Annotated in this window: 24 protein-coding genes and 1 tRNA gene; 11 read left to right on the plus strand and 14 right to left on the minus strand. The window is 59.8% G+C overall.

What is annotated here, in order from left to right; translation table 11 throughout:
* From CFR76_RS13850 to CFR76_RS13865, 4 genes are all read right to left on the minus strand, one after another.
* A partial coding sequence (locus CFR76_RS13850; RefSeq protein ID WP_146222689.1) for a hypothetical protein occupies positions 1-190 on the minus strand: 190 nt, incomplete at its 3' end.
* Between the two features lie 667 nt (positions 191-857).
* Entirely contained in the window at positions 858-1,622 is a 765-nt protein-coding gene (locus tag CFR76_RS13855) for an amino acid ABC transporter ATP-binding protein (protein ID WP_110557561.1), read from the minus strand.
* Positions 1,612-3,192 (minus strand): ABC transporter substrate-binding protein/permease, encoded by a 1,581-nt coding sequence (locus CFR76_RS13860; protein WP_110557562.1) that lies wholly within the window; start codon positions 3,190-3,192, stop codon positions 1,612-1,614. Before CFR76_RS13860 ends, CFR76_RS13855 begins: the two co-directional genes overlap by 11 nt.
* Positions 3,193-3,257: 65 nt before the next feature.
* Complete coding sequence (locus CFR76_RS13865; RefSeq protein WP_110557563.1) at positions 3,258-4,238, minus strand: LysR family transcriptional regulator; 981 nt, start codon at positions 4,236-4,238, stop codon at positions 3,258-3,260.
* Positions 4,239-4,650: 412 nt separating this feature from the next.
* Between CFR76_RS13865 and CFR76_RS13870 the strand changes: the two genes are divergently transcribed.
* Both CFR76_RS13870 and CFR76_RS13875 read left to right on the plus strand, forming a co-directional pair.
* Positions 4,651-5,523, plus strand: a complete 873-nt coding sequence (locus CFR76_RS13870) for a dimethylarginine dimethylaminohydrolase family protein (protein WP_110557564.1) — start codon at positions 4,651-4,653, stop codon at positions 5,521-5,523.
* A 182-nt stretch (positions 5,524-5,705) separates the two neighbouring features.
* A complete protein-coding gene (locus tag CFR76_RS13875) occupies positions 5,706-6,956 on the plus strand; it encodes a M20 family metallo-hydrolase (protein ID WP_110557565.1) in 1,251 nt (416 codons plus the stop codon).
* An 18-nt stretch (positions 6,957-6,974) separates the two neighbouring features.
* Here CFR76_RS13875 and CFR76_RS13880 read toward each other — a convergent pair whose 3' ends face one another.
* Complete coding sequence (locus tag CFR76_RS13880) at positions 6,975-7,742, minus strand: NYN domain-containing protein (RefSeq protein ID WP_110557566.1); 768 nt, start codon at positions 7,740-7,742, stop codon at positions 6,975-6,977.
* Between the two features lie 277 nt (positions 7,743-8,019).
* Here CFR76_RS13880 and CFR76_RS13885 point away from each other — a divergent pair, with 277 nt between their 5' ends.
* From CFR76_RS13885 to CFR76_RS13895, 3 genes are read left to right on the plus strand one after another with little or no spacing between them, the layout of a single operon-like run.
* Positions 8,020-8,883, plus strand: a complete 864-nt coding sequence (locus tag CFR76_RS13885; RefSeq protein WP_110557567.1) for a sugar phosphate isomerase/epimerase family protein — start codon at positions 8,020-8,022, stop codon at positions 8,881-8,883.
* Positions 8,880-9,950, plus strand: a complete 1,071-nt coding sequence (locus CFR76_RS13890; RefSeq protein ID WP_110557568.1) for an isopenicillin N synthase family dioxygenase — start codon at positions 8,880-8,882, stop codon at positions 9,948-9,950. The genes CFR76_RS13885 and CFR76_RS13890 overlap by 4 nt, the downstream gene beginning before the upstream one ends.
* Positions 9,951-9,999: 49 nt before the next feature.
* Positions 10,000-10,755, plus strand: coding sequence for a class II aldolase/adducin family protein (locus CFR76_RS13895; RefSeq protein ID WP_110557587.1), 756 nt, complete (start codon positions 10,000-10,002; stop codon positions 10,753-10,755).
* Positions 10,756-11,197: 442 nt separating this feature from the next.
* On the opposite strand, the gene CFR76_RS13900 is transcribed toward CFR76_RS13895, so the two are convergent.
* Positions 11,198-12,067, minus strand: coding sequence for an HNH endonuclease (locus CFR76_RS13900; protein WP_146222690.1), 870 nt, complete (start codon positions 12,065-12,067; stop codon positions 11,198-11,200).
* A gap of 452 nt (positions 12,068-12,519) precedes the next feature.
* Here CFR76_RS13900 and CFR76_RS13905 point away from each other — a divergent pair, with 452 nt between their 5' ends.
* Complete coding sequence (locus tag CFR76_RS13905) at positions 12,520-13,341, plus strand: BglII/BstYI family type II restriction endonuclease (protein ID WP_110557570.1); 822 nt, start codon at positions 12,520-12,522, stop codon at positions 13,339-13,341.
* On the opposite strand, the gene CFR76_RS13910 is transcribed toward CFR76_RS13905, so the two are convergent.
* From CFR76_RS13910 to CFR76_RS13945, 8 genes are all read right to left on the minus strand, one after another.
* Positions 13,338-14,027 (minus strand): MT-A70 family methyltransferase, encoded by a 690-nt coding sequence (locus CFR76_RS13910; protein ID WP_110557571.1) that lies wholly within the window; start codon positions 14,025-14,027, stop codon positions 13,338-13,340. The genes CFR76_RS13905 and CFR76_RS13910 overlap by 4 nt on opposite strands.
* A gap of 550 nt (positions 14,028-14,577) precedes the next feature.
* Positions 14,578-14,665: transfer RNA gene (locus CFR76_RS13915), tRNA-Leu, on the minus strand.
* Positions 14,666-14,843: 178 nt separating this feature from the next.
* Positions 14,844-16,361 carry an efflux transporter outer membrane subunit gene (locus CFR76_RS13920; protein ID WP_110557572.1) on the minus strand — a complete coding sequence of 506 codons (1,518 nt, stop codon included), beginning with the start codon at positions 16,359-16,361 and terminating at the stop codon, positions 14,844-14,846.
* A 16-nt stretch (positions 16,362-16,377) separates the two neighbouring features.
* Positions 16,378-17,289, minus strand: a complete 912-nt coding sequence (locus CFR76_RS13925; RefSeq protein WP_025437125.1) for an HlyD family efflux transporter periplasmic adaptor subunit — start codon at positions 17,287-17,289, stop codon at positions 16,378-16,380.
* 28 nt (positions 17,290-17,317) lie between these two features.
* Positions 17,318-17,512: a DUF1656 domain-containing protein gene (locus CFR76_RS13930; protein WP_007397336.1), complete on the minus strand. Its 195-nt coding sequence runs from the start codon at positions 17,510-17,512 to the stop codon at positions 17,318-17,320.
* A gap of 226 nt (positions 17,513-17,738) precedes the next feature.
* Positions 17,739-18,212 carry a MarR family winged helix-turn-helix transcriptional regulator gene (locus CFR76_RS13935; protein ID WP_025437126.1) on the minus strand — a complete coding sequence of 158 codons (474 nt, stop codon included), beginning with the start codon at positions 18,210-18,212 and terminating at the stop codon, positions 17,739-17,741.
* A 179-nt stretch (positions 18,213-18,391) separates the two neighbouring features.
* Positions 18,392-18,826: a hypothetical protein gene (locus CFR76_RS13940; RefSeq protein WP_025437127.1), complete on the minus strand. Its 435-nt coding sequence runs from the start codon at positions 18,824-18,826 to the stop codon at positions 18,392-18,394.
* 40 nt (positions 18,827-18,866) lie between these two features.
* Complete coding sequence (locus CFR76_RS13945; protein ID WP_010510081.1) at positions 18,867-19,124, minus strand: hypothetical protein; 258 nt, start codon at positions 19,122-19,124, stop codon at positions 18,867-18,869.
* A gap of 99 nt (positions 19,125-19,223) precedes the next feature.
* Here CFR76_RS13945 and CFR76_RS13950 point away from each other — a divergent pair, with 99 nt between their 5' ends.
* From CFR76_RS13950 to CFR76_RS13970, 5 genes are all read left to right on the plus strand, one after another.
* Entirely contained in the window at positions 19,224-20,339 is a 1,116-nt protein-coding gene (locus tag CFR76_RS13950) for a TOBE domain-containing protein (RefSeq protein WP_110557573.1), read from the plus strand.
* 44 nt (positions 20,340-20,383) lie between these two features.
* Complete coding sequence (locus tag CFR76_RS13955; protein WP_110557574.1) at positions 20,384-21,412, plus strand: extracellular solute-binding protein; 1,029 nt, start codon at positions 20,384-20,386, stop codon at positions 21,410-21,412.
* Entirely contained in the window at positions 21,412-21,876 is a 465-nt protein-coding gene (locus CFR76_RS13960; protein WP_208624007.1) for a hypothetical protein, read from the plus strand. Before CFR76_RS13955 ends, CFR76_RS13960 begins: the two co-directional genes overlap by 1 nt.
* A 35-nt stretch (positions 21,877-21,911) precedes the next feature.
* Positions 21,912-22,400: a YcgN family cysteine cluster protein gene (locus tag CFR76_RS13965; RefSeq protein ID WP_110557576.1), complete on the plus strand. Its 489-nt coding sequence runs from the start codon at positions 21,912-21,914 to the stop codon at positions 22,398-22,400.
* 129 nt (positions 22,401-22,529) lie between these two features.
* Positions 22,530-23,234: a M48 family metallopeptidase gene (locus CFR76_RS13970; protein ID WP_110557588.1), complete on the plus strand. Its 705-nt coding sequence runs from the start codon at positions 22,530-22,532 to the stop codon at positions 23,232-23,234.
* Positions 23,235-23,278: the final 44 nt, after the last annotated feature.

Genomic DNA, 23,278 nt, shown 5'->3' on the forward strand with positions numbered 1-23,278 from the left:
GTGGCGTGGCGGCGGAACGGTGTGCGGCAACATGTTTCGTATCAACCGATTGGGCGCTGGCAGGCGCCGTTGCGGCAACCGCCAGCGGTGATGTCGATGTCAGCAGCAGGCAGGACAGGGCCGGCAGGCTGACAGATGCCGGGACCGCGGCCAGAATACGGAAGGAATGACGTAAAAAATATAGTTTCATGCCGATATTCCTGTTTCATTCCCGTTAGAACCGATCCCTGGGGCGCAAGAAACCCCGTTTGTCTTGCCTTGTTTCTTACAGTAAGGCGTCTTGTGCTTTGGTTTATAAGAAGCCAAATCATACTTTTCATTATCCGCAGGTAATGGATCGAAAGCCTAATAACTGGGCTGCTACAAATGTGTAGAATTTATATAACACATTGATAATTATGTGAATTTAATGCTTCACCATGTGCTGGATGCTTTTTTATGAAGCGGCAGGAAATGGTCCGGTTTTTTTTGGATGTTGCCTGGCTACAACATCCTGTGAAACACGAGGACACATCTCATGTTTAGCCTGTTATGGCCTGATCCGGCCTGATGATGTGATGTGGATGATGGCACGGAACGAAATAGCTGTTTTCGCGTATCTGGTGGCGACAACGCGCCATTTATGGGGACGTGCCCGCAGGCATTCCACCCGATGTCGGCAATGATAGGCCCACCCGGGACAGGTGACGGGTGCATCGCGCCGTTTTGCGGGAATGCCCGGTCGGGAACCCGTGCCCGGATCGCCCATGTCTCATCGGTGACAGTGCCTGTTCCGCTTTCTTCTTTTATCCCTGCCGGATACAGGAAGGCTTTCACGTCATGACAGGTCCTGTCCTGCGATATGCGTGGTATGCCTGTCAGTAGGAAATCATCTGGTCCAGGAAGTCCCGCGCGCGCTGTGTCTTGGGGTTTGTAAAGAATTCGGCCGGTGGCGTGATTTCCAGAATCCGACCCTTGTCCATGAAAATGATCCGGTCGGCGATATGGCGCGCAAACCCCATTTCATGGGTGACACACAGGGTGGTAATGCCCTGCTGGGCCAGGTCGTTCATGATCGCGACCACGCCCGAAATCGCTTCGGGGTCCAGGGCCGCGGTCGGTTCGTCAAACAGCATGACCTCGGGCTGCATGCACAGCGCGCGCGCGATCGCCACGCGCTGCTGCTGCCCGCCTGATAGCTGGATGGGGTATTTGTTGGCCTGTTCGGCAATATTGACCTGCTTCAGGAAGCGCATGGCCATTGCCTCCGCTTCGGCGCGGGGGGTTTTCTTGACCAGGCGCGGGGCCAGCGTGCAGTTGTCCAGCACGCTCAGATGCGGGAACAGGTTGTAATTCTGGAACACCAGCCCGACGGTCGCGCGCAGTTGCGTAAGGTCGCTCTGCGCATTGATGACCTGGCCATCAATGCTCAGGATGCCGCTGTCGTGCGGTTCGATGCGGTTGAAGCAGCGGATCAGCGTTGACTTGCCCGAACCCGACGGCCCCAGCACGACAATCTTTTCCCCACGCTGCACATCAAAGCTGATCCGGTCGAGTGCGATGAAGTCCTTGTACAACTTGCTCAGGTTGCGGACCGAAATCATGGCCGACGGGTCGGGCATGCTCTTGGGATCAGGATTCATTGGCGGTCGCCTTGTGACGGTCAGCCCATGCAAAGCGGCGCTCGACACGTTTTTGCAGGAACAGGAAAAAGAAAACCATGCCCAGATAGTAAACCAGCGCCGCGGCGTAATATTCCGTGAATTCGAACGTGCGCGCCACCTGGATCTGCGTCACCGCCAGCAGTTCCTGAAGCGAAATGACGGATGCCAGCGACGTGGTCTTCAGCAGGCTTATGAATTCATTGATGGTGGGCGGCAGCGCAATGCGCAGCGCCTGCGGGAAGATGACATGGCGGTACACCTGCCGCCGGGACATGGCCAGCGCGTCCCCCGCCAGTTCCTGCCCCTTGTCCACCGCGCCAAGGGCGGCGCGGTTGATTTCGACCTGATAGGCGGATTCGTTGATCGACAGCGACAGCCACGTGGCCAGGAAGGGGGTGAACCATGCCTCGCGGAAGACCGGCAGGAACTGCGGCAGCGCATTCCATATGAACAGCAGTTGCAGCAGCGTCGGCGCGCCACGGAATACCGATACATATCCCTTCAGCACCATCTTGAGCAGAGAATCCCGCCCGTTCAGCGCCAGCGCCATCGGGATCGAGATCATGATGGCGGTGAAATGCGATAGCACGGCGACCGCCAGCGTGATGAACGCCCCGCGCATGAAGGCGGTGGATGTCAGCGCGGAAAAGAACGTGTCCCACCGGAACATGGGGGCGGGCGGCGTGTGGGCCAGCGCCTTCGCCGCATCGGGGGAGATGGCCCATTTTTTCTGGATCGCGGCCATCTGGCCGTTCTGGCCCATGGTGGCGATGGCCTGTTCCAGCAGTTCGCGGTCATGCGCGTTCTTGCGGATATACAGCGCGAAATGCCGGTATTCGGGGTAGGGTGGCACAAGGATGACGTTGACCTTGCCGTGCAGTTGTTCCTGCCGGTAGTACAGTTCCACATCCTGGCTGGCGAAGGCGAAGACACGCCCGATCAGCACCTGCTGCACCACCTGGTCCTCGGTCGGGTACTGCTGGATGATGATGGGCGCGCGGCCCGCCTGGGCCAGTGCCTCATTTTCCTTTGCCAGCCGTGCGCTGTAGCTGGTGCCCGACTGCACGGCCACCGTCTTGCCCGACAGGTCGGTCATGCTGGACAGGGGCGGGGTCCCGGCGCGCGCCACGACTACCAGCGCCGTATCCTGATAGGAGACGGCATCGAAATTCTTCTCGCGGTCCGGCAGCTTTATGATGCCACTGGCCACCATCGAACATCGCTGCGCCGCAAGGCTGGGGAACAGGCCGGTAAAGTCCATGGTCGTGACGACCATGGGCACGTGCCAGTATTCCGCCAGCCGGTGGGCGATATCCATATCGATCCCGTCCACGGCGTTGACGTCGGTGCCGTTCACGAACGTCATCGGCGGCAGGGTGGGGTTGGTGCAGACTGTCAGCGTGCCATCATGGATGAAGCCGGGCAGGTCGGGATCGGCGGCCAGCGCGCTTCCCGCAATGGCCAGTGCCCCGCCAAGGGCGGCTGCCAGTACGCGGGGGCGCAAGCGGAAAGGACAGCGGCGCATGAACTGCGCCATGGAGTGGGTCATATGGTGTGCTCCACGGGGGTATGGGGCAGGAGTCGGGGGTGGAAAACCATCCTATGGTGCCCGCGTTAGCAGGCTTCTTCCAGAATGCGGCGAAATATATCGATCATAAGCCCGGTTTCGGGCGAAGGCCGGGCAATGAAGTGGAAACCCGTAACCAGTTCCAGCCCCCCCAGCGTGATGCGGCGCAGCAGGCCGTCGCGCAGCAGAGGCTGGGCAAAGGGTTCGGGCAGGAAACCGACATAACTGCCCGACAGGATCAGCAGCGCGCGCGAATCAACGTTTTCGGCTGCCGCGGCAAAGGTCAGGCGGGGGCGTATCCCCTCCCACATGGGCGATGACGCGGCGCCCGATACCTCGATCATGCGGTGACGGGACAGCACTTCGGGGGTGATCTCCGCCTCGGGCATGCTGAACAGCGGATGGCGCATGCCGCAGAACAGGTGCAGTTCCTCCCGGAACAGGGGGGTTGCGTGCATGTCGGGCAGGTGGCGCGGGTTCAGCATGATCCCGGCGGAAGCCTGCCCGTTCAGCACCGCGAATTCCACCTCCCGCGAGGACGCGGAACGGATGTCGAGGAACACGCCGGGATGGCGGGTGGTAAAGATTTCGATCGCGCGCACCAGCGCCGTCTCACCATGGATCTGGATATTGTCGGGCACATACAGGCAGAACCGTCCCGACAGGGTGCCGCTGGCTTCGTTGATGCGCTGCTGGAAACGCGCGATGTCGGAAAACAGGGTGTTGGTGGCCTCCATCACCATCCGCCCTTCCGCCGTCAGCGCGAATCCGCTGCGCCCGCGCATGCACAGCCGCAGGCCAAGCCGGTTTTCCAGCGCCGAGATGTCGATGCTGATGGAAGACTTGCTTTTGCCCAGCGCCACCTCGGCGGCGGCGAAACCGCCATGTTCGGCCACCGTGCGGAACACGCGCAGCAGGCGCAGGTCCACCTCGGCGATCTGGCCGTGAAAACCGGCGGCCTTGCGGTGTGCCGCCCTGCGGCGCGGGGGCGCGCCGTTGCCCGGACTTGATGTATGTTCTCGCGTCATGCAGGACCGGTCCACCAGGTGTCAGACATGGAACATGCCGTGCCGCCATGCGGGCAACCGGAATCATTCCTGTATGGGAACATAGGCAGGCATCTGTCGCTTCTCATTGTCGGAAATGGCCAATTCGTTGACAGGATTATCCATAAACCGCAACGATGGGCGGGTGGAATGATTATGTGTGGCGACCGGGTGGAAAAGCATAGGATACTGATCTGGAAATGAAAAAAATATCCGGCCCGCGCGGCTGCCACGCAGGCGCCCGCCCGACGGGAACGGGCGCGGGGTTCATGTGTCAAGATTAATGAAAATACAAAGTAAACTATGGACCATTGATATTTGAACGTCCGCGCCCCCCGCTATCTTTTGGGAAAATACCCTAGTGTATTCAGCTATGTGACAAGGATTAAAGGCAATGGTCGCGAACCGCTGGTTTATTGACAGTGAAACCGGGGATCTGGCGGATGTGCTGCTCTGTCCCCCTGATTATTATTCCTGGATTCCCAGTAATGATATCGCCATCCAGAGCATGGCCAACGGTGCGAAGATCGATCGCGCCGCGCTGAATGCGCAGTTCAGGGAACTTGTCGCCACGCTGGAGGGCGAACAGGTCAGCTGCCATTTCCTGACCCCGCACAAGGACATGCCGTATGAGGTGTACACCCGCGACAGTTCCCAGACCACGCCGTTCGGCACTGTCGTCACCAACCTCGCCCGTCCCGAGCGCACGGCGGAAATCACGCCGATCCACGATTTCTATGGCAAGGACGAAATCTGGAAGACCTGCACGAAGGGCCATATCGAAGGCGGTGACATCCACATCATCCGTCCCGGCTTGCTGGCGGTTGGCGTCAGTGGTGGCCGCACGGACGAGGCGGGTGCCGCCGAGTTCATAGGCTGGTTCGAGGAAGCCGGCTGGACCTGCCGCATGATCCGCTTCCCCGAGCATTTCCTGCACCTGGACGTGATCTTCACCATGGTGGCGGAAGACCTGGCCATCGCCGCGGTGGACGTGATTGCCGATGAGGACCTGGACTGGTTCCGCGCGCAGGGCATCCGCCTGCTGCCGGTCAGCTACAAGGAAGCCATGCGCGACATGGGCTGCAACGTCCTGTCGCTGGGTCGTGAACGCGTGGTCAGTCCCCATCACTGCACGCGCATCAACCAGATGCTGCGCGCCGAAGGCCTGACGGTGCTGGACCCCGAACTCAACCAGTTCTCGCAAGGTGGCGGCAGCATCCACTGCATGACCATGCCGCTGCGCCGCAAGTCCCTGAAGAAGGGCTGAAACACCGTGTAGGGGCAGGCATGGCGTAGGGGTGGGCATGGTCCGGCCGTGCACTGCCCCTGGCATGTGCGGCATGGCCCGCATGGCCCCGTCGCGCGGTACGGCATGGCCCGCCCTGGCGAGCTGGTGCATCCTTTGCCAGTTCCGCATTGTCCGGCGTCATTCAACGGAGAGACAGACCCATGGCTATGGAAAACAGCATTTCGATTGATGGCTCGCAGCTATGGTCCGACCTGATGGAAACGGCCGGTTTTGGCGCGACCGCGCGGGGCGGGCTGCATCGTCTGGCGCTGGGTGCGGACGACCTGAAGGTGCGCGAATGGTTCGCCGGCACATGCCGGGCGCTGGGGTGTGAGGTCATCCATGATTCCATGGGCAACCAGTTCGCGCGCCGTCCCGGCACGCAGCCTGGCCTGAAGCCGATCATGATTGGCAGCCATCTGGACACGCAGCCGACCGGCGGGCGTTTTGATGGCATCCTGGGCGTGCTGGGGGGTATCGCGGTGCTGCGCGCGCTGGAAAATGGCAAGGTCCAGACCCGTCACCCGATTGAAATCGTCAACTGGACGAATGAGGAGGGCGCCCGCTTTACGCCCCCCATGCTGGCATCCGGTGTATTTGCCGGGGTCTTTACCGAAGGCTATGCCCGCAGCCGCGCGGACCGGGACGACATCACCCTTGGCGACGCCCTGGCGCAGGGCGGGCAGGCGGGCGCGCAGCCCTGTGGCCAGCATCCCGCCGCCGCGTATTTCGAACTGCATATCGAGCAGGGGCCGGTGCTGGAGGCCGAAGCAAAGACCATCGGCGTGGTGCAGGGCATCCAGGGCATGCGCTGGTACGAAGTGCGGGTGATGGGCCGCGATTCCCACGCGGGCACCACGCCCATGACCATGCGCGCCGACGCCATGTGGGCTGCTGCCCGCATGATTGATGCGGTGCATGGTGTTGCGATGTCCCATAAGGACGGTCTGGGCACGGTCGGCATTGTCGACTGCCAGCCCGCCAGCAGCAATGTCATTCCCGGCAACGTCATGTTCACCGTTGACCTGCGCAATCCGTCCGACACGGTGCTGGAGGCGATGGAACAGGATTTCCGCGCCCGGATCGCGGCACTGGCCGAGGATTGCGGGGTTGAGGCGATCGTGTCGCCGGTATGGAATTCAGCCGCCGTGCATTTCGACCCCACCTGCGTCGCCTGCGTGCGCGAGGCGGCGGCGGAGGAACGGTATTCCATGCGCGATATCGTATCCGGCGCCGGCCATGACGCCGCCTACATGGCGCAGGTGGCGCCAACCGCCATGGTGTTCGTCCCCTGCCTGAACGGCATCAGCCATAACGAGGCCGAAAGCGCCGAGCCGACGGATGTGACGGCGGGCGCCAATGTCCTGCTGCATGCCGTGCTGCTGGCCGATACCCGGATCGACGCGGCATAGGGCCGGGGTGCGGCGGGGTTATTTCTTCAGCCGCACCATGACCACCTTCGGGTGGTGGCCGACCCATTCGACATCGACAATGCCGGAATCGGTTATCAGGTCGCTCAGGCGCGTATAGCCGAAGTTGCGGGCGTTGAAATCCGACGCCTGCTTGGCCAGGTGCGCGCCGACCGAGGCAAGGTTGGCCCATCCATCTTCATTCGATGATGCATTGATGGCGTTGCGCAGCTTGTCCAGGTCCTGTTTGTCAAGGGTCTGCACCGGCTGGGCGGCGGGCAGGCTGCGGGATATGGCCCGGTCTGCCCGGTGGTGCCTGTGCGTCTCTGCGTCATGCGCGGCATGGTGGTTGAGGACATCGAAATAGACGAATTTGTCGCATGCCGTGATGAAGGGGCGTGGCGTCTTGCGTTCCCCGAACCCATAGACCGTGACCCCCTGTTCACGGATGCGGGCGGCAAGGCGGGCGAAATCGCTGTCACTCGATACAATGCAGAACCCCGCGAAACGCCCGGTATACAGCAGGTCCATCGCATCGATGATCATTGCGCCATCGGTGGCGTTCTTCCCGGTCGTATAGGCAAATTGCTGAACGGGCTGGATTGCGTGTTCCAGCAGGCATTCCTTCCAGCCATTCAGGTTGGGCTTTGTCCAGTCGCCATAGATGCGCTTGACACTGGCCACCCCGTAACTGGCGATTTCTTCCAGCAGGCCAATAATGATCCGGGGGGATGCGTTATCCCCGTCAATCAGCAAGGCGAGTGCCTTTTCGGAATTGTTCTGCATCATGCCCTTCGGAAAATCGTGTCCCTGTCGCCGGTCAGATACAGGCTGTCGACCCATCGGGCAAATGACGTGGCCCCGCTTTTTGTCCGCCCTGCCCTTGGTGCTGTGCATGCCTAAGTGTACTTTGGAAAATTCCTATTTACACATGTGACCGCAGCGGTTGATCGTCGTTGCATAAACATATCATTCCGCGTCTGTTGAAGGGGTAGCTGCATTACATGATCCGTGCCTCGATCCCGTCCGGTTTTCCCGCCTGGCCTGCGCCGGGGGGCGGCGCCTGATGCAACTGGACATATTCAGGACGCTGTGGGGTGACACGCGCCCGTGGGGCCAGCCCATTGCCGACATGCGGGCGGCCGGTTTTGACGGGATCGAGGCACGCATCCCGCCCACCGTGGCGCAGGCGGCCGAATGCGCGCGGGTCCTGCGCGGCGAGGGCGTGCCCTATATCGGCATCGCCATGACCGGCGGCGGCGTGCTGCCACGGCAGGCCGCCAGCGTGGATGAGCATGTCGCCGACCTGCGCGCCATACTGGAACGCGCGGCGCCCATGTCACCACGTTTCATCAACGTGCTGGGTGGCAACGACCGCTGGAATGCGGCCCAGCAGGTCGAATTCATTGCGCGGGCGCAGGACGTGGCGCGCGATACCGGCCTGTTATGCAGTTTTGAAACCCATCGCGCGCGCATCCTGTCCAGCCCGTGGATGACGCTGGACGTCATCCGCCAGCACCCCGACGTGCTGTTTACGACTGATATCAGCCATTGGGTCGTGACCTGCGAACGCCTGCTTGATGACCCGCTGGATGATTTCAGCGCCTTTATCAGCCGGGTGCATCATGTGCAGGCCCGCGTGGGGTACGACCAGGGGCCGCAGGTGCCCCACCCGGCCGCCCCCGAATACCAGCCCGCCCTGCGCTTTCACCAGCAGTTCTGGGAGAAGGTCTGGCTGTCACAGATGGCGCGGGGCTACGCCACCACGACCCTGACCCCCGAATGCGGGCCGGATGGCTATCTGCACACGCTGCCCTTCACCAATGTGCCGGTGGCCGACCTGTGGGGGCTGAATGTGTGGATGGGGCAGACGGAACGCCAGCATTTTCTGGACTTCATCCCGACCAAGCAACAGGATCACGCGTCATGACGTCTACCACACAGGATACGGTAAAGCCCGGTCACGTCGAGACCTTTACGTCCATTCCCGTTGTCAATATCGCGGGGCTGTACAGTCCTGATCTTGCCGCGCGTCAGGCCGTGGCGGAAGAACTCGGGGCGGCGGCGCGCAATGTCGGTTTCCTCTATATTTCCGGCCATGACGTGCCGGATGCCGCAATCGCGGGGGTGCGCAAGGCCGCGCGGGATTTCTTCGCGCTGCCTTACGAAGAAAAGATGAAATACTACATCGGCGCGTCCGCCACGCATAAGGGCTACGTGCCGGAAGGCGAGGAAGTCTACAGCAAGGGCCGCCCGGACCATAAGGAAGCCTTTGACATCGGTTTCGAGGTCCCGGCCGACAATCCGCTGGTCAAGGCGGGCACGCCGCTGCTGGGGCCGAACAACTGGCCCACGGTGCCCGGTTTCCGGACCGAGGCCGAAGCCTATTACAAATCCGTTTTCGCGCTGGGGCGCACGCTGTTCCGTGGCTTTGCGCTGGCGCTGGGGCTGCCGGAAACGTATTTCGATGACCATGCCAATTTCCCGCCTTCCAAACTGCGCATGATCCATTACCCGTATGATGCGGATGTAAGGGATGCGCCCGGTATTGGCGCGCATACCGATTATGAATGCTTCACCATCCTGCTGGCGGACCAGCCGGGGCTGGAAGTGATGAACGGCAATGGTGAATGGATTGACGCGCCGCCGGTGCCCGGCGCCTTTGTGGTCAATATCGGCGACATGCTGGAAGTCATGACGGCGGGCGCGTTTGTCGCCACCGCGCATCGCGTGCGCAGTGTCCCGGCGGAGCGATATTCCTTTCCCCTGTTCTATGCCTGCGACTATCATACCAGGATCCAGCCGCTGCCAGCCTTTGCCAATGGCGCGCAGGATTATGAGACCATTACAATCGGGGAACACATGTGGGCGCAGGCGTTGCAGACCTACCAGTACCTTGTCCGTCGCGTGGCGGACGGGACGCTGTCGCTGCCCACGGGCGCGCGCAAGGTGGCCACGTTCGGGCATTTCAAGCGCACGAAAAACGATAAGGCCTGACCCGCCACGGCGGTCAGGCGTTTGCTACAGGATGGGATTTTCCGACATCATGTCTACTTCACCGGCTACATCATCTGCCACGACCGAACAGGCCCTGCGTGAGGACCTGGCGGCAGCCTACCGCCTGATGGCGCTTTTTGACATGACCGACCTTGTCTATACGCACCTGTCCGTGCGTCTGCCGGGGGACCGTCATGCCTATCTGGTCAATCCCTACGGTCTTCTGTTCGAGGAAATTACCGCAAGTTCACTGGTCGTGGTGGATGCCGACGGCCTGCCCAAACAGGAAACGTCATGGCCGATCAACCCGGCGGGGTTTGTCATCCATTCCGCCATCCACCGCAGCAGGCCGGATGCCGCCTGCGTCATGCATACCCATACCGTCCCCGGTATGGTGGTGGCGGCACAGGACCGGAACATCCTGCCGCTGAACCAGATCAACATGGAATTCTACGGCAGCGTCGGCTTCCATCCCTATGAGGGGATTGCGGCGGATGACAACCTGAGCGAGCGCGAACGCCTTGTGCGCGACCTTGGTGAGCGTAATGCGCTGATCCTGCAGAACCATGGGTTGCTGACCGTTGGCGCGACCGTCGCGCATACATTCTACCGCATGTATTACCTGAACCAGTCATGCAAGATCCAGATCGCGGCGCAGGCGACGGGCGTGCCGTTGCATGTTCCATCCGAAGCGCAGATCCTGCGTGCGAAGAAGCAGTTTGATGATGATCCCGATCAGGGCCGCCTGATCTGGCAGGCCCTGCGCCGCAAGCTGGATCGTGAACAGCCGGATTACAGGGACTGATACGGGTTTATAGGGTTGCTGGCTATCACGGCGTATAAACGCATCGCGCACTTTTACAGGCCCGCAGGTATTCATGCCTGTGGGTCTGTTTCGCATGACCCGTCAAAATTACAGACGGTTGGTTTGCGGGCGCCGTCTTTATTTTAAAGTGAAGTCTTCTGAAGCTTTTTGGGAAAAAGCTTCACCAAAAACTTTTATGATTTCGATATGTTATTGGATATATCTTTTCAAACAGCATCTAAGAACTTCTTTGTAATTCGCGGACTGTTTTACAGTCAGGCTTCCAAAGAAACTGCGAGCTGCCGGACTCGAACACTCATGATCCTGCACTCCGCATCATGCTAGAATCCCCGGGGAAACCGCCAAATTCTTCTTAATCCATCTCATCGCAATGAAGGCACTTTGGAGAAGGATCATGGGGAAATCAAGCGGCCACTATCACCTATTTCTGTGTTCCCCTGATCTGCCGCAGCAGTGAGATGGGAAGGGGAGCTAATGCGTCATCACCTTTGACGTGCGCCCATCGGTGGCAAGTGGGACATAAAACAGACAAGTCATCTACGGTACTGTCACGTTGGCCGCAGGCAACTGGACTAATATGATGAGCATCAAACATTCCTGCCGACTCGTCAGAGAAGCCACATGCTTCGCAAACAAGTTTGCCATCATTGCGTTCTCGATTTGCCAGTTTTGCTGCTTTTTTAAGCTCTGGCGAACGCTCTACTTGACATGAAAGTTTATATACCCGCTTTCCTTCCGATGATGTGAATTTCAATCTTGGGTAGAATGTTGATGAATATTCAACCTTTCCATCATCATAAAAACCGGGTGGAGCTATTACGTCTGTTCTGCGTTTGACTGGAAAATCCTTAATCTTTTCCCAAAAAAGATGGATGCGTTCTTCATCGCGATAAACGCTATCATATGCATTAGTTATGATTTTTTTATCCGGAAGCCCTACATCGCTCAGGATATCTGGATGGCCGATGACATCATACGTTTCGGACGTAACTATCGCAAAAGGCCACTGTGAGAGTCTCTCTTTTAGCACGGAATTTCGGACAAAAGCGGCTGTTTCGCCGTATTTCCCTGTCGCTCTTACCAGTTCCAGAATTCTGCCCTTGAATTTCTGAGGCACGTTAGAACCCGCACCAATTGTGACAAAATAGTGCTGGGTCAAGGATCGTTCGGCCACTGATTTTGCTGTCCCTTTTTTGGAAAAGCACATGACAGGTTCTTCTGAAAGTCCCCAGACTGGTTTGAGGCCCATAAGATTGTCGCAAGTGCGGACGATATCTTCGAATGTTGTCACGTTTTCACAATGCTCCTACACGTCAGCAATCAGACAATGACTTATGTGTCTAAGTCTGCGGCTGAAAAAATTATGTAGCAGGCAATCCCCGACAGTTTCAGCATTGAGCTATGCTTTATAACTGTGGAGAAGGATTATGGAGAAATCAGATTTCTCCTGATCTAAACAACCAAAACCAGAAGAAAACACAATAAAACCAATAGGTTATCTTCTGGTAAGTGGTGCGAGCTGCGGGACTCGAATTCTCACAATCCCGCACGTCATGACATAACACACTGAAAAAATGAAGTTTTCCAGAACGTGTAGCAATGTGTGTAGCAAATTATCAGGGAATTGCCAACCACCGAGTCGGGCAGCAGAAATAGCCTGTGTCTGATGGTTAAGGTCATGATTTGGCTTAGAAACGAGAACCGGGTATCGATATAGGGCATGCAGTTGAATAGGCCGATTCGATGACAAAGGAGACGGATGACCTGCCCAAGGTCATCACTATTAACTCACTCGACAGAGAAGACCGTTCCTTATTTCCGGAAGGTTTCTTTGATCTGTATGAAGTTAAAAGTTACCGGAATGCCGCTCAAATTCTTGCATCGTCATGTTCTAACGAATTTCGGGAACTGACTGAAACTTTGATGAAATTTCGAATTCTCCCTGACGACATTATTTCAGGTGGTGGAAATAAATCTAAGATCGCCAAAGGGGTAGAAAATTTATTTCATCCGCTAGGATGGCGCGAGACGCGAGTTACAGCAGATTTGCTCATTAATCGTGTGACATATACCGATCCAAGCAAAAGGGGCGGCAAGGCTCCGAAAGTCATAGAGCGTTACAAGATTGACTCTTTTGTCGATGGCCACAAAATAGATTTTGTGAAAGATCGCGTTGCTTTTGATATGGAGTGGAACTCAAAAGATCAGACGTTTGATCGGGATTTATACGCACTTCGCAGCTTCTATGAATGCAATATCATTTCGGCCGGTATCCTGCTGACGCGAAGTGCAGAACTGATCCCGGCATTTAATGATTTACAGAAGCGGTCTGAGAAAGAGATGAGCCAAGGAAAATACGGCGCATCAACAACGTGGATGGGTAAGCTTACATATCGTATCGAAGCTGGCCGTGGGGGTGGGTGCCCGATTCTTGCCTTGGGAATTAGACCATCCCTTATCAAAGATTTTGAAGCATGGAAGGCTGCCAACCCCATTCGTCGTTCGACGAAAGATATCTCTGTTTTAGATACGAACTCCGGGACTGACGACGATATGGATGATTAATCAGCGATAAACTCGAAAGCCCCGTTTTCCCCGGCTGTTTTTAGCAGGCGTTCACTACGGCTGTTATGTTTATACGTGTCCCATGATGGTTCATAATCATCTGCCTGATTACCCCATACAGTCCAGCCTTTACGCGGCCCCCGTGCGAACATTTCCAGATATGGTCCTGGGGAGCATGCTTCAATCAGATCATATTGTTCGTCTGGTTTCCGACTGTGCTCGCGTTTGCGCGTTGCCAGATAATTCACTTGTGTCCGGCCAGCTTGAAGGGTTCGGGCATTTTTTCCTTTAACGCCGAACAAGATAATTTCTGTTACATTGCGGAAATAGAAACCAACGCCACGTCCATCTGATCCGCCATCCTTACGGATTTTGTGCCAAATCAAATTGGATTTGTAGGTAAACCCCCATTCCTTCATAACCCGCAGGCCATCGGGTAATAGGGCATTAGGCACCCATAGATATAGGTGAGCCGTTGGTGCTGTGATGTCAGCGACAGGCAACGCACAGATGTCATCTAGGGTCATTGTCGGATATCGAGATAGTCGGCGATGTTCAGGCGCAACTTTGCCGGTCCTGTTCATAAACTGCCATGGCGGGTCGGCTAATATCGTCTTAGGCCGCACTTCCCCAACAGCGTCAAGGAAATCAGCCACAGCGCTCTGCGGAATCTCTTGCTTTGGCATAGTCGCTGTTCACATTCTGTTCATATTGACTCTGGTAGGTTTCTCCGGTTGGGAAACCCACCATCCTTGTACCTATCATCCGATTCTTGTGCAATGTGCTTCCTGCTGATTGCAGATTTTCTGGTCTTACCAGTCATATGAAATATGTTAGCACTGGGAAGGTGATGACATTGTCATGTAGCCGACATGCTCAAATAGCCCGGTTCACCAGACATCGCATCTAATAATTCTTTGGAATATGCGTAATTCTTATTATTTTTCATTATAGATTCACGAGTAATGAACAGGCTTGTGGCCAGAGAAGACAGATCACAAGCACTTTGTCTTGCTTCTAACTGGATCGATGTCTTGAGCAGATGCTATATCTTTCGCTTCCCAATGATTCCTAACAATCGATCCAGAACCCGACAACGGAAATAGTAATCAAATTGAAAGCTGAATCAGTATCCCCAAATCCTTTGGCGATGCATCGGGTGTAGCAATGTGTGTAGCAAAACCCAGACCACAATTGATGGAATCTAGAAAAACAAATTATATCAATGGATTATATTGGTGCGAGCTGCGGGACTCGAACCCGCACGCCCTGTTGCGGGCGCAAGATTTTAAGTCTCGTGCGTCTACCATTCCGCCAAGCTCGCCTATGCGCCCATGTTTAGCATAAGCGGCGCACAGGACAATCATCGGTCATGATTTTATTCAATTAAGTTGGGGCAGCCCGCCCTGAATCGCGGGATGTCCCAAGGGCCGTGTCCCGCATGGGCGGGACATGCGGCCTGCTGGCCCCCGTTCGCGGGTAACCAGCAGGCCGTAGCCGTATTACTGCTGGAATGCGCGGGCCAGGATATTCTGCTTTTCCAGTGAGACCGGCAGGGTGGTATTGGTCAGGGCAATACCCTGCCAGCCTGCACCCAGCGCCGTGTACAGGTTGATCGCGTCCTGCAGGCGTTCCAGCCGGGCCATGGCCTCGGCGTTCTGCGCATTCAGGGTCGTGCGCTCGGTTGTCAGCACTTCCAGGAACCCGACCAGGCCCGCGGCATACAGCTTGCGCGCGCGCTCACTGGCCAATGCGCTGTCTTCCGCAGCCTTGGCCAGCAGTTCGGTGTGTTCTTCATCATCATGCCATGCGGCCATCGCGTCCTCGACTTCCTTGAAGCCGTTGAGGACGGACTGGCGATAGGCCAGCCGGCTGGCTTCGGCCGCAGCCTGCGCCATGCGGATCTGGGATGTGTATTTCCCGCCATGCATCAGCGGCAGGGACGCCATCATCAGGAACTGCCAGCTCATGCCGCCCATCTGGAACACCTGATACAGGGCCGATGCATTGGGGTTGAAGTTCAGCGGAATGGTGAAATTCGGGTAGAGCTGGGCAACGGCCACGCCAATGCGCGCCGTCGCTTCGGCATAGGTACGTTCCGCCTTGCGGATATCGGGACGGTTGGCAATGACCATGGATGGCAGGGTGGACGGGAATTCCGGCACCGGCGGCAGCGGCCTGGCCACCTTCAGTTCCAGTTCCGATGTGCCGGGCATCTGCCCCATCAGCACGTCAAGCGCATGCGTGATCTGGGAAATATGGGTTTTCAGCGGTTCACGCGCCGCCGTCTGTGAATCCAGTTCCGCCTTGGCCTGCGCGATCTGCATGGTGTTACCCACGCCTTCCAGATACAGGCGGTTGGTCAGGTCATAGGCATCCTGCGCGACATGGATGTTGTTGTTGGCGATTTCCAGCCGCAACTGCTGGTCACGCAGCATCATGTAGTCACCGGCCAGTTCGGACAGCATCATGACCATGACGGCGCGACGGTCCTCGATCGATTCCTCGACCGCGCGGTTTTCGGCTTCCACGCTGCGGCGGATGCGCCCGAACACATCAATCTGCCAGCTCGCGCTGAAACCATAGCCCAGGTACGACGCCTGCGGATGGTTGACCGGGTTGCCGGGCCGCAGTGGCCAGTTGTCGATGTTGATCGAATAGCGCACGTCACCCGCGGATGCCTGCGTATCGACCTGCGGATACCACTGCGATGCCTGCACGTCGCGGATCGCGCGCTCGGCCATGATGCGCTGGCCCGCGACCTGCAGGTTGTAGTTCCCCGCGATCGCCTTGTCGACCAGCTTGTCGAGTTCCGGGTCCTTGAAGAGGTGCCACCACTCCTTTAGTTCCTTGGTGGTTTCCTCGATCTCTTCCTTGGTGGCGGTGTGGTCGTCCTCGGTAAACTTGGCCGGCGGCTTCATCCGGTCGGGCTGGTAGCGGGGGCCTACCGTGCAACCGGCCAGGAAAATGGCCGATGTCAGGAACAGGCCGGTCCGGCGGGAAACTGCGTTGATGTTCATGATCGTGCCCGGCGCCTTACAGGTGGTCTTGCAGCCATGTCGTCAGACGGCCGCGTTGGGTACGGGACTGGGGGCCGACGCTGATCGTGGCGGTCATGCCGGCCGCCAGTGTCACGCTGTCAGGCACATGGTCCAGGTGGATACGGACCGGGATACGCTGCGCCAGCCGCACCCATGTGAAGATCGGGCTGACATCCTGCAGCCCCAGGCCGTCGGGCCTGCCGTTCTGGTCGTTGATGCCGCGGGCGATACTGACCACATGGCCGGGCAGGATGTCCTTGTACCCCATCAGCTTGACACGTGCATCGTCACCCACATGCACGCCCCACATCTTCGTTTCCTCGAAGTAGCCGTTGACCCAGTAGGAATCGGCGTCGATCACCGCCAGCCGCGCATGGCCTTCCGTGACGTAATCGCCCACCCGCAGGTTGAGGTTGGTGATGTTGCCGTTGACCGGGGAATACAGGATGGAGCGCTGCAGGTTCAGCTTGGCCAGGTCAAGGGCCGCGCGCGCCGCGTCAACCGATGCGATCTGGGTCGCCACGTTCGAGTTGAAGACTTCCTGTTCTTCCGCCGACACGATGCCGCCCAGTCCCATACGGCGGCGTGCGTCATTCTGCTTGAGCTTCAGGTCTTCCAGCGCACCATCCAGCCTGGCCTGCGCCTCGCGGATGGCAAGGCGGAAACGCACGGGGTCAAGCACGAACAGGGGGTCGCCCCGGTGTACGAACTGGTTGTCGACCACCGGCAGCTGCACCACGGTGCCCGACACTTCCGGCGCCACGTCCACGACATAAACGCGAACACGTCCGTCACGTGTCCAGGGGGCAATCATGTAGGTGTCCCATAAGGTGACGCCCATGACGATGGCCATCGTCACGACCGCCAGCGTCAGGACCACACGGATCAGGGTGCGAAGGAGGGGCATGGGAATTTCTCGAACCTTCTTGGGACAGTCAGATGTACAGGATCATCAGGCAGAGGACGCAAGTGTATAGCGCAACCTCGAACAGGGCGAGATGCCAGAACCATTTCATTACGCCGCACCACCATAACAGTGACCGCAGCAGCATGGTGACGGGCAGGGCAGCCACGGCATAGACGACAATCGGTGCCATGAAGACACCGAATAGGTTGAATTCGCTCAGCATCAGGCGGTTCTCATTCCGAACGGTCCCGTTGAAGGAGAAGCAGGCACGGACAGGCCATGGCGGACTGTGGCCCTGCCCGCCGCTATCTGTAGCCGACCAGGCGCAGGGAAGAAACCGGCAAAGGAGACAAACCGCACGGATGATGCATCCCGTCGTGGCATCGGGTGCCCCCATGCAGGGAGTGCCGGGGCAGGGGAACACGATGGGATGGCCAGTGGAAAGGGGGTCATGCCTGTCCCCCGCCCGGGGTGCCGGTCCGGGCGCACAGATTGGCCTCGATCCGCTCGAACACGGAATAGCAGGCCTGCAGTTCGGGGGTGGAAATGCCATGCAGCAGGCGGTTGGACACGGCTTCCACCGCGTGGCGCACCTGGCGTGCGGTGCGTTCGCCCTTTTCCGTCAGGCTGACCAGCTTGGAACGTTTATCGTCACGGTCGGGGGAACGGAACACCAGGTCACGGCGTTCCAGTACATCAAGCAGGCGGGCAACGGACGGGGCTTCGATTTCAAGGGCGCGCACAAGGTCGGTCTGGCGCACCGGCGGCGGCAGCAGGCCAAGGTACAGCACCGGCCGCCACGTCGCTTCCGTCAGGCCGTATTCATGCAGGTCGCGGTCAACCTGCCTGCGCCACGCGGCGCCAAGCCGGGCGAGACGGCGACCAAACGACAGTTCCTTCTCGTTGCGCTCCAGATCGGGCATTCTGTTCCGCCAGCAGGGACACACAATTATTAAGCATGCAAACCATTTGCGTGCTTAGTATATCCAGAAGCTGCACGTTTCCAGAAAACGACAAAGTGAGCCAATGCAATTTCAGCATGGATACTATCTGGCAATGACGTGGATCATTGCCAGACAGCGGGGGCCGGTGGCCCGGGATGTTATTTTCCGCGGCCTGTCATGACCTTGAACAGGTTCCAGATCGCCCGGCCGGTATGGCGGGTCAGCGGACCGGCGACCGTGGTGGCCACGGCGGACAGGGCAACGGTCTGCCGCAGTTCGTTCAGGGCGTGTTCACGCGCGAATCGCACACGGATTTCTTCCGGTGTCATGTAGGAACGCCGGCCCATGACCAGCCCCATGACAACCACCACAAGGTCCGCCCCGAAGACGGCGGCGGCCGAACCAAGGGCGCTGAAACCCAGTGTCTGGTAACAGAAGGCCCACAGCAGCCCATGGCCCGAAATGACGGCAAAAAAGGCAAAGATGGCTGCCACAACCAGGAATGCGGCCTGACGACCAAGACGGATCGCCATCAGCTTGCGTAGGGTCAGTTCCCCTTCAATGATGGTTTTACCGATTTCGCCTATTCTCATGATGCTCGCGTATCCTCTGGTTGCAGCAGGCTAGAAAGCCTTATTTCGTTGCGCGGCCAAGAAAATAGCCGATCACCGAGAAAATGGCGATAGCAACAAGCGAACGAGCGCGTGAGCCACCTTTTTTGGGGGCGTGTTCCGCCAGGTTTTCGCGCGCCTGGCCCGCCAGGTGCTCCGCCTTGCTGGCGACATCATGCAGCGCCTGCCTGCCGTGCGTGTGCAGCAGGTTCTCGATATGGCCCTTCAGCGCCTGCAGGTCTTCGTGGGTGACGTGCTTGATGGTTTCGGTCTTGCTCATGTTCGTTTCCTTTGTGACGGGTAAAGCCAACTATCCTCTGGTAAGGAGGCAACCATTGCTTATAACGCGTTATCTCCCCAGTCAGGTTTCTGTTATCGCATGTCTCCTTTCTCCAATCGGCTGGTTGTCAACGCGCTCCGGGCCTTTTCCGGTGCGCCGGGCCTGTCTTTTTCTGCCGCTGCGGGTACATGCCTGACGGTCGTCAATGACAGGGCTGACTGCCTGTGCGTGCTGGCGGACATGCTGGCGGGCCATGCGCCCGCCAGTGGCGGGCGGGTCATGGTTGACGGGACGGACGTGACCGGCCTGCCGCCAGGCCGGCGGTCATGCGCGCTGGTGGGCTGGCGCGACCCGCTATTCGCCCACATGACGGTCCAGGCCAACCTGGCCTTTGCGCTGCGGGCGCGTGGTGAGGAGTCGCACGCCGTGGCGGCGCGGGTGGGCGCGGTACTGGCGCTGCTGGGTCTGGATGGGCTGGAGCAGGCCCGTTCCGCCTCCCTGTCGCCCGAACAGGCGCTGCGTGTCATGATCGGCCGCGCTTTGGTGTTCGAACCCCCCGTTCTGGTGCTGGAGGACCCGTTCACCCCCCTGCCGCCCGCAGGCCGCGTGGCCATGCGGCGTCTGGTCGGCCGGCTGGCGCGCGCGCGCGGGCTGTGCGTGGTGCTGCTGACGCGGGAGCGCGAGGACGCGCTGCTGCTGGGTGATACGATCGCCTGGATGGATGGCATGGAGGTCGTGCAGTCCGGCACGGCGCTGGACCTGTTCGACCGTCCCGCATGCGACCGGGTGGCGACCGGGTTCGGCCATGCCAACAGCCTGACGGTCCGTGTGGCCAGTGTCGGGGATGACGTGGCCCTTGCGCACCTGCCCGGCGGCCTGCCGGTGGAAGCCATGGCCGCGCCCGGCGTGGAGGCGGACCAGCTGGCCACGCTGTGCATCCGGCCGGACCGGATCGCGGTCCTGTTCCCCTCGCGTCCCGGCATGGCGGGGGGCGCTGACCCCGACGGGCCGCCAGTGCTGGAGGCGACCCTGACGGACCTGCGGCAGATGGGCGATCATGTCCTGCTGCGTTTCAGGCTGGCGAATGGCGAGGAGCTGCTGGCGCGTCGCCCGCCCACGCCCGCCCTGCAGCGCGTGGCGCCGGGGCAGGTGGCCATGCTGGCGTGGCAGCCGGGACAGGCAATTGCCTTTCCGTTCCGGGGTGAAATGGGGTAGCGTCCGGCATTCTTCGCCCCTGCCTGAAAGACTGTTTCCTGTCCGTGTTCCAGTTTGCGCCTCGTTCCCGCGTCCGTACCGGCCTGTTCTGCCTGCTGGCGGCCATGTCCGCCCCATCCGTGTCGCCTGCCCCGGCCATGGCCACACCCCCCGTGCGGCACAGGGCCGCCCTTGTGGTCGCGAGTACGGAGTCGCAGATGGCCCAGGCGCAGAATGCGGCCTTCCTCCAGCCTTTCGCGCGCGCGTCCCACCAGCCCGTGGCACGGCAGGCATGGAACGGCACCCTGACGGAGCTGGACGGGCATGGCCTGCATGCGGGGCGTGCGGGCACATGGTCGCTGGTCTTTGCCGAGGACAGCACCATCCGCGCCGCCTGCATGCGTGAACTGGTCATCCACCTTGCCGGCAGCGCCACCAACCCCGACGGGTGCGGCGTGCCGGGCATGACAACGCAGGTGGTGGTGGCATGGGACCAGACACGGCGCAGGCTTGCCCCACGCTGGGCCGATTTCTGGGATATCGTGCGTTTTCCCGGCAAGCGTGGCCTGCGGCGCGACCCGCGCACCACGCTGGAAATCGCGCTCATGGCCGATGGCGTGGCGCCGGGTGATGTCTACGGCCTGCTTGCCACCCCGCAGGGTGTCGATCGGGCCTTTCGCAAGCTGAGCCAGCTTCGCCCTTACATAACGTGGTGGTCCAGCCCGGACGATGCCGCCAGCATCCTTGAACACGGGCGGGTATTGATGAGCAGCGCGCCCAGTGACGCGGTGCGCGGCATTGCCGCAAGCCACAGGGATACGATCGGCATCAATACGGACATGGCGCTGTCCTATGGCCTGTCATGGGGCGTGGTGGCGGGGCAGTCGGCCTTCCGGCTGGGGCAGGCGCGCAACCTGCTGCACTTCATCATCCAGCCCGGGCAGCAGGCCGCGTTCCTGGCCCGCTATCCCGCCGCGACGCCACCTGATGCGGCGCATGCGCCCGTGGCCCTGCCGGTGGACGTGCAGTTCTGGCAGGCGCATTACCCTGACCTGTCACGCCGATTTGACGCATGGTTGCGGGATGCGGGCTGATGCTGCCTGACCTCGCCATCCATCCGGCCGGGCTGCTGGGGGTGGCCGGGGCGTGGATCACGCTCGGCCTGCTGGTGGCGTGCGTGATGGTGCTGGCGGTGCATGTGGTGCTGTACCGGGCATGGCCCGCGTGGTGCGTGCTGCTGCGCGGGATGCTGCTTTGCCTCCTGCTGCCGGGACTGGTGCTGGCGGTATGGTGGCCGCACCTTGCGCATGGGACCGGAGTGGCCAGATGTATCGGGCAGGGGCTGTGCCTTGCCCCCGCGGCGATGTGGCCGCTGCTGCGGGTGCTGGACCGGATTCCGCCGGGCCTGTCGCGCACGGCCAGTGGGCTGGGGGCGGACGCGAAAATGCGCTTCCGGCTGCTCTGGCTGCCGCTGCTGGGGCTGCCAGTGGGGGGCGTGGTGGTGTTTTCCCTCGGCATGATCGGGCTATGCGCCATGGCGGCGGTGGCCGGGCATTGAAGATTTTATGGATTTGATACGGCAGGACCACGACCATGACAGATGACACCCCGCCATTTTGGGAAACGACGCCGCTTGAGCAGATGTCCGCCGCGCAGTGGGAATCGCTGTGCGATGGATGTGGTCGGTGCTGCCTGCACAAACTGCGCGAGGACGAGACGGATGAAGTCCTGTTTACCGATGTCGCCTGCCGCCTGCTGGATACCACGTCATGCCTGTGTACCGATTATGAACATCGCCAGCGCCGGGTACAGGACTGTATCAGCCTGACGCCTGAAATGCTGGTGGAGATCGACTGGTTGCCGCCAACCTGCGGGTATGTGCTGGTGCGCGATGGGGAACCGCTGCCGTGGTGGCACCCGCTGGTGTCCGGCACCCGTGATACGGTGCATGAGGCGGGCGTGTCCGTAAGCGGCAGGGTCATCAGTGAACGCAAGGCGGGCATGCTGGAGGATCACGTGGTTGACTGGCCGGGCGAAGCCCCGCGGGATGCATTCTGCCGCACGCGTCCGCCCCGGCGCTGATAGAAGAATGATAAAAGTTTCCGGGTGCCGCCTTTATTTCAAAAAGCGGGCGTTCCTTGAAGCTTTTTGAAAAAAGCTTCACCAAAAACGTCTTCATGAATTTACGGGATGTTTCATGGCAGGGATACTGTGACGACCGGGACGGAGGTTGTGCCCATCGCATCCGGGCAGGTCACGGTTTGCTGGCGGCCGTCGCGTCAGGCGCGGCGTATTTCCATGCGGATCGATCCCCGTAGCGGGCAAGTCGTCATTACGCTGCCGCGTGGCGCGCGCAGGGCGGACGGGCTGGCGTTGCTGCGCGCGCATTCCGCATGGGTGGCGGCGGGGCTGTCACGCCTGCCGCCGCCTGTTGCGCTGGGCCATGGCGGGCATGTCGTGCTGGATGGGCAACGCCATGAAATCCGTCACTGTCCCGATGCCCGGCGCGGCGCATGGCTGGAAGATGGGGTGCTGCATGTCAGCGGGACGGAGGAATTCGTCCCCCGCCGCGTCAGCGCCTACCTGCGCGCACAGGCGCAGGCCCGCCTGCCCGCCCGCCTGCGCGCGCAGGCCGAATCCTGTGGTCTGAAACCCACGCAGGTCAGGCTGCGTGATACGAAAAGCCGGTGGGGCAGCTGTTCATCCGACGGGTCGATCATGCTGTGCTGGCGGCTGGTCATGGCGCCGCTGGAGGTCCAGCACTACATCATCGCCCACGAACTCGCGCATCTGCGGCACATGAATCACGGGCCGGATTTCTGGCTGCTGGTGGACAGCCTGACCCCGCACCGGCGCCAGGCCGAAAAATGGCTGCATGACCATGGCGCCAGCCTGCACCGGATCGCCCCGGTCTGAAATATTTTAAGGATTATATAAAAGCTCTTGGTAAATATTTTTGT

The organism is Komagataeibacter swingsii (assembly GCF_003207895.1).
Classification (GTDB): Bacteria; Pseudomonadota; Alphaproteobacteria; order Acetobacterales; family Acetobacteraceae; genus Komagataeibacter; species Komagataeibacter swingsii.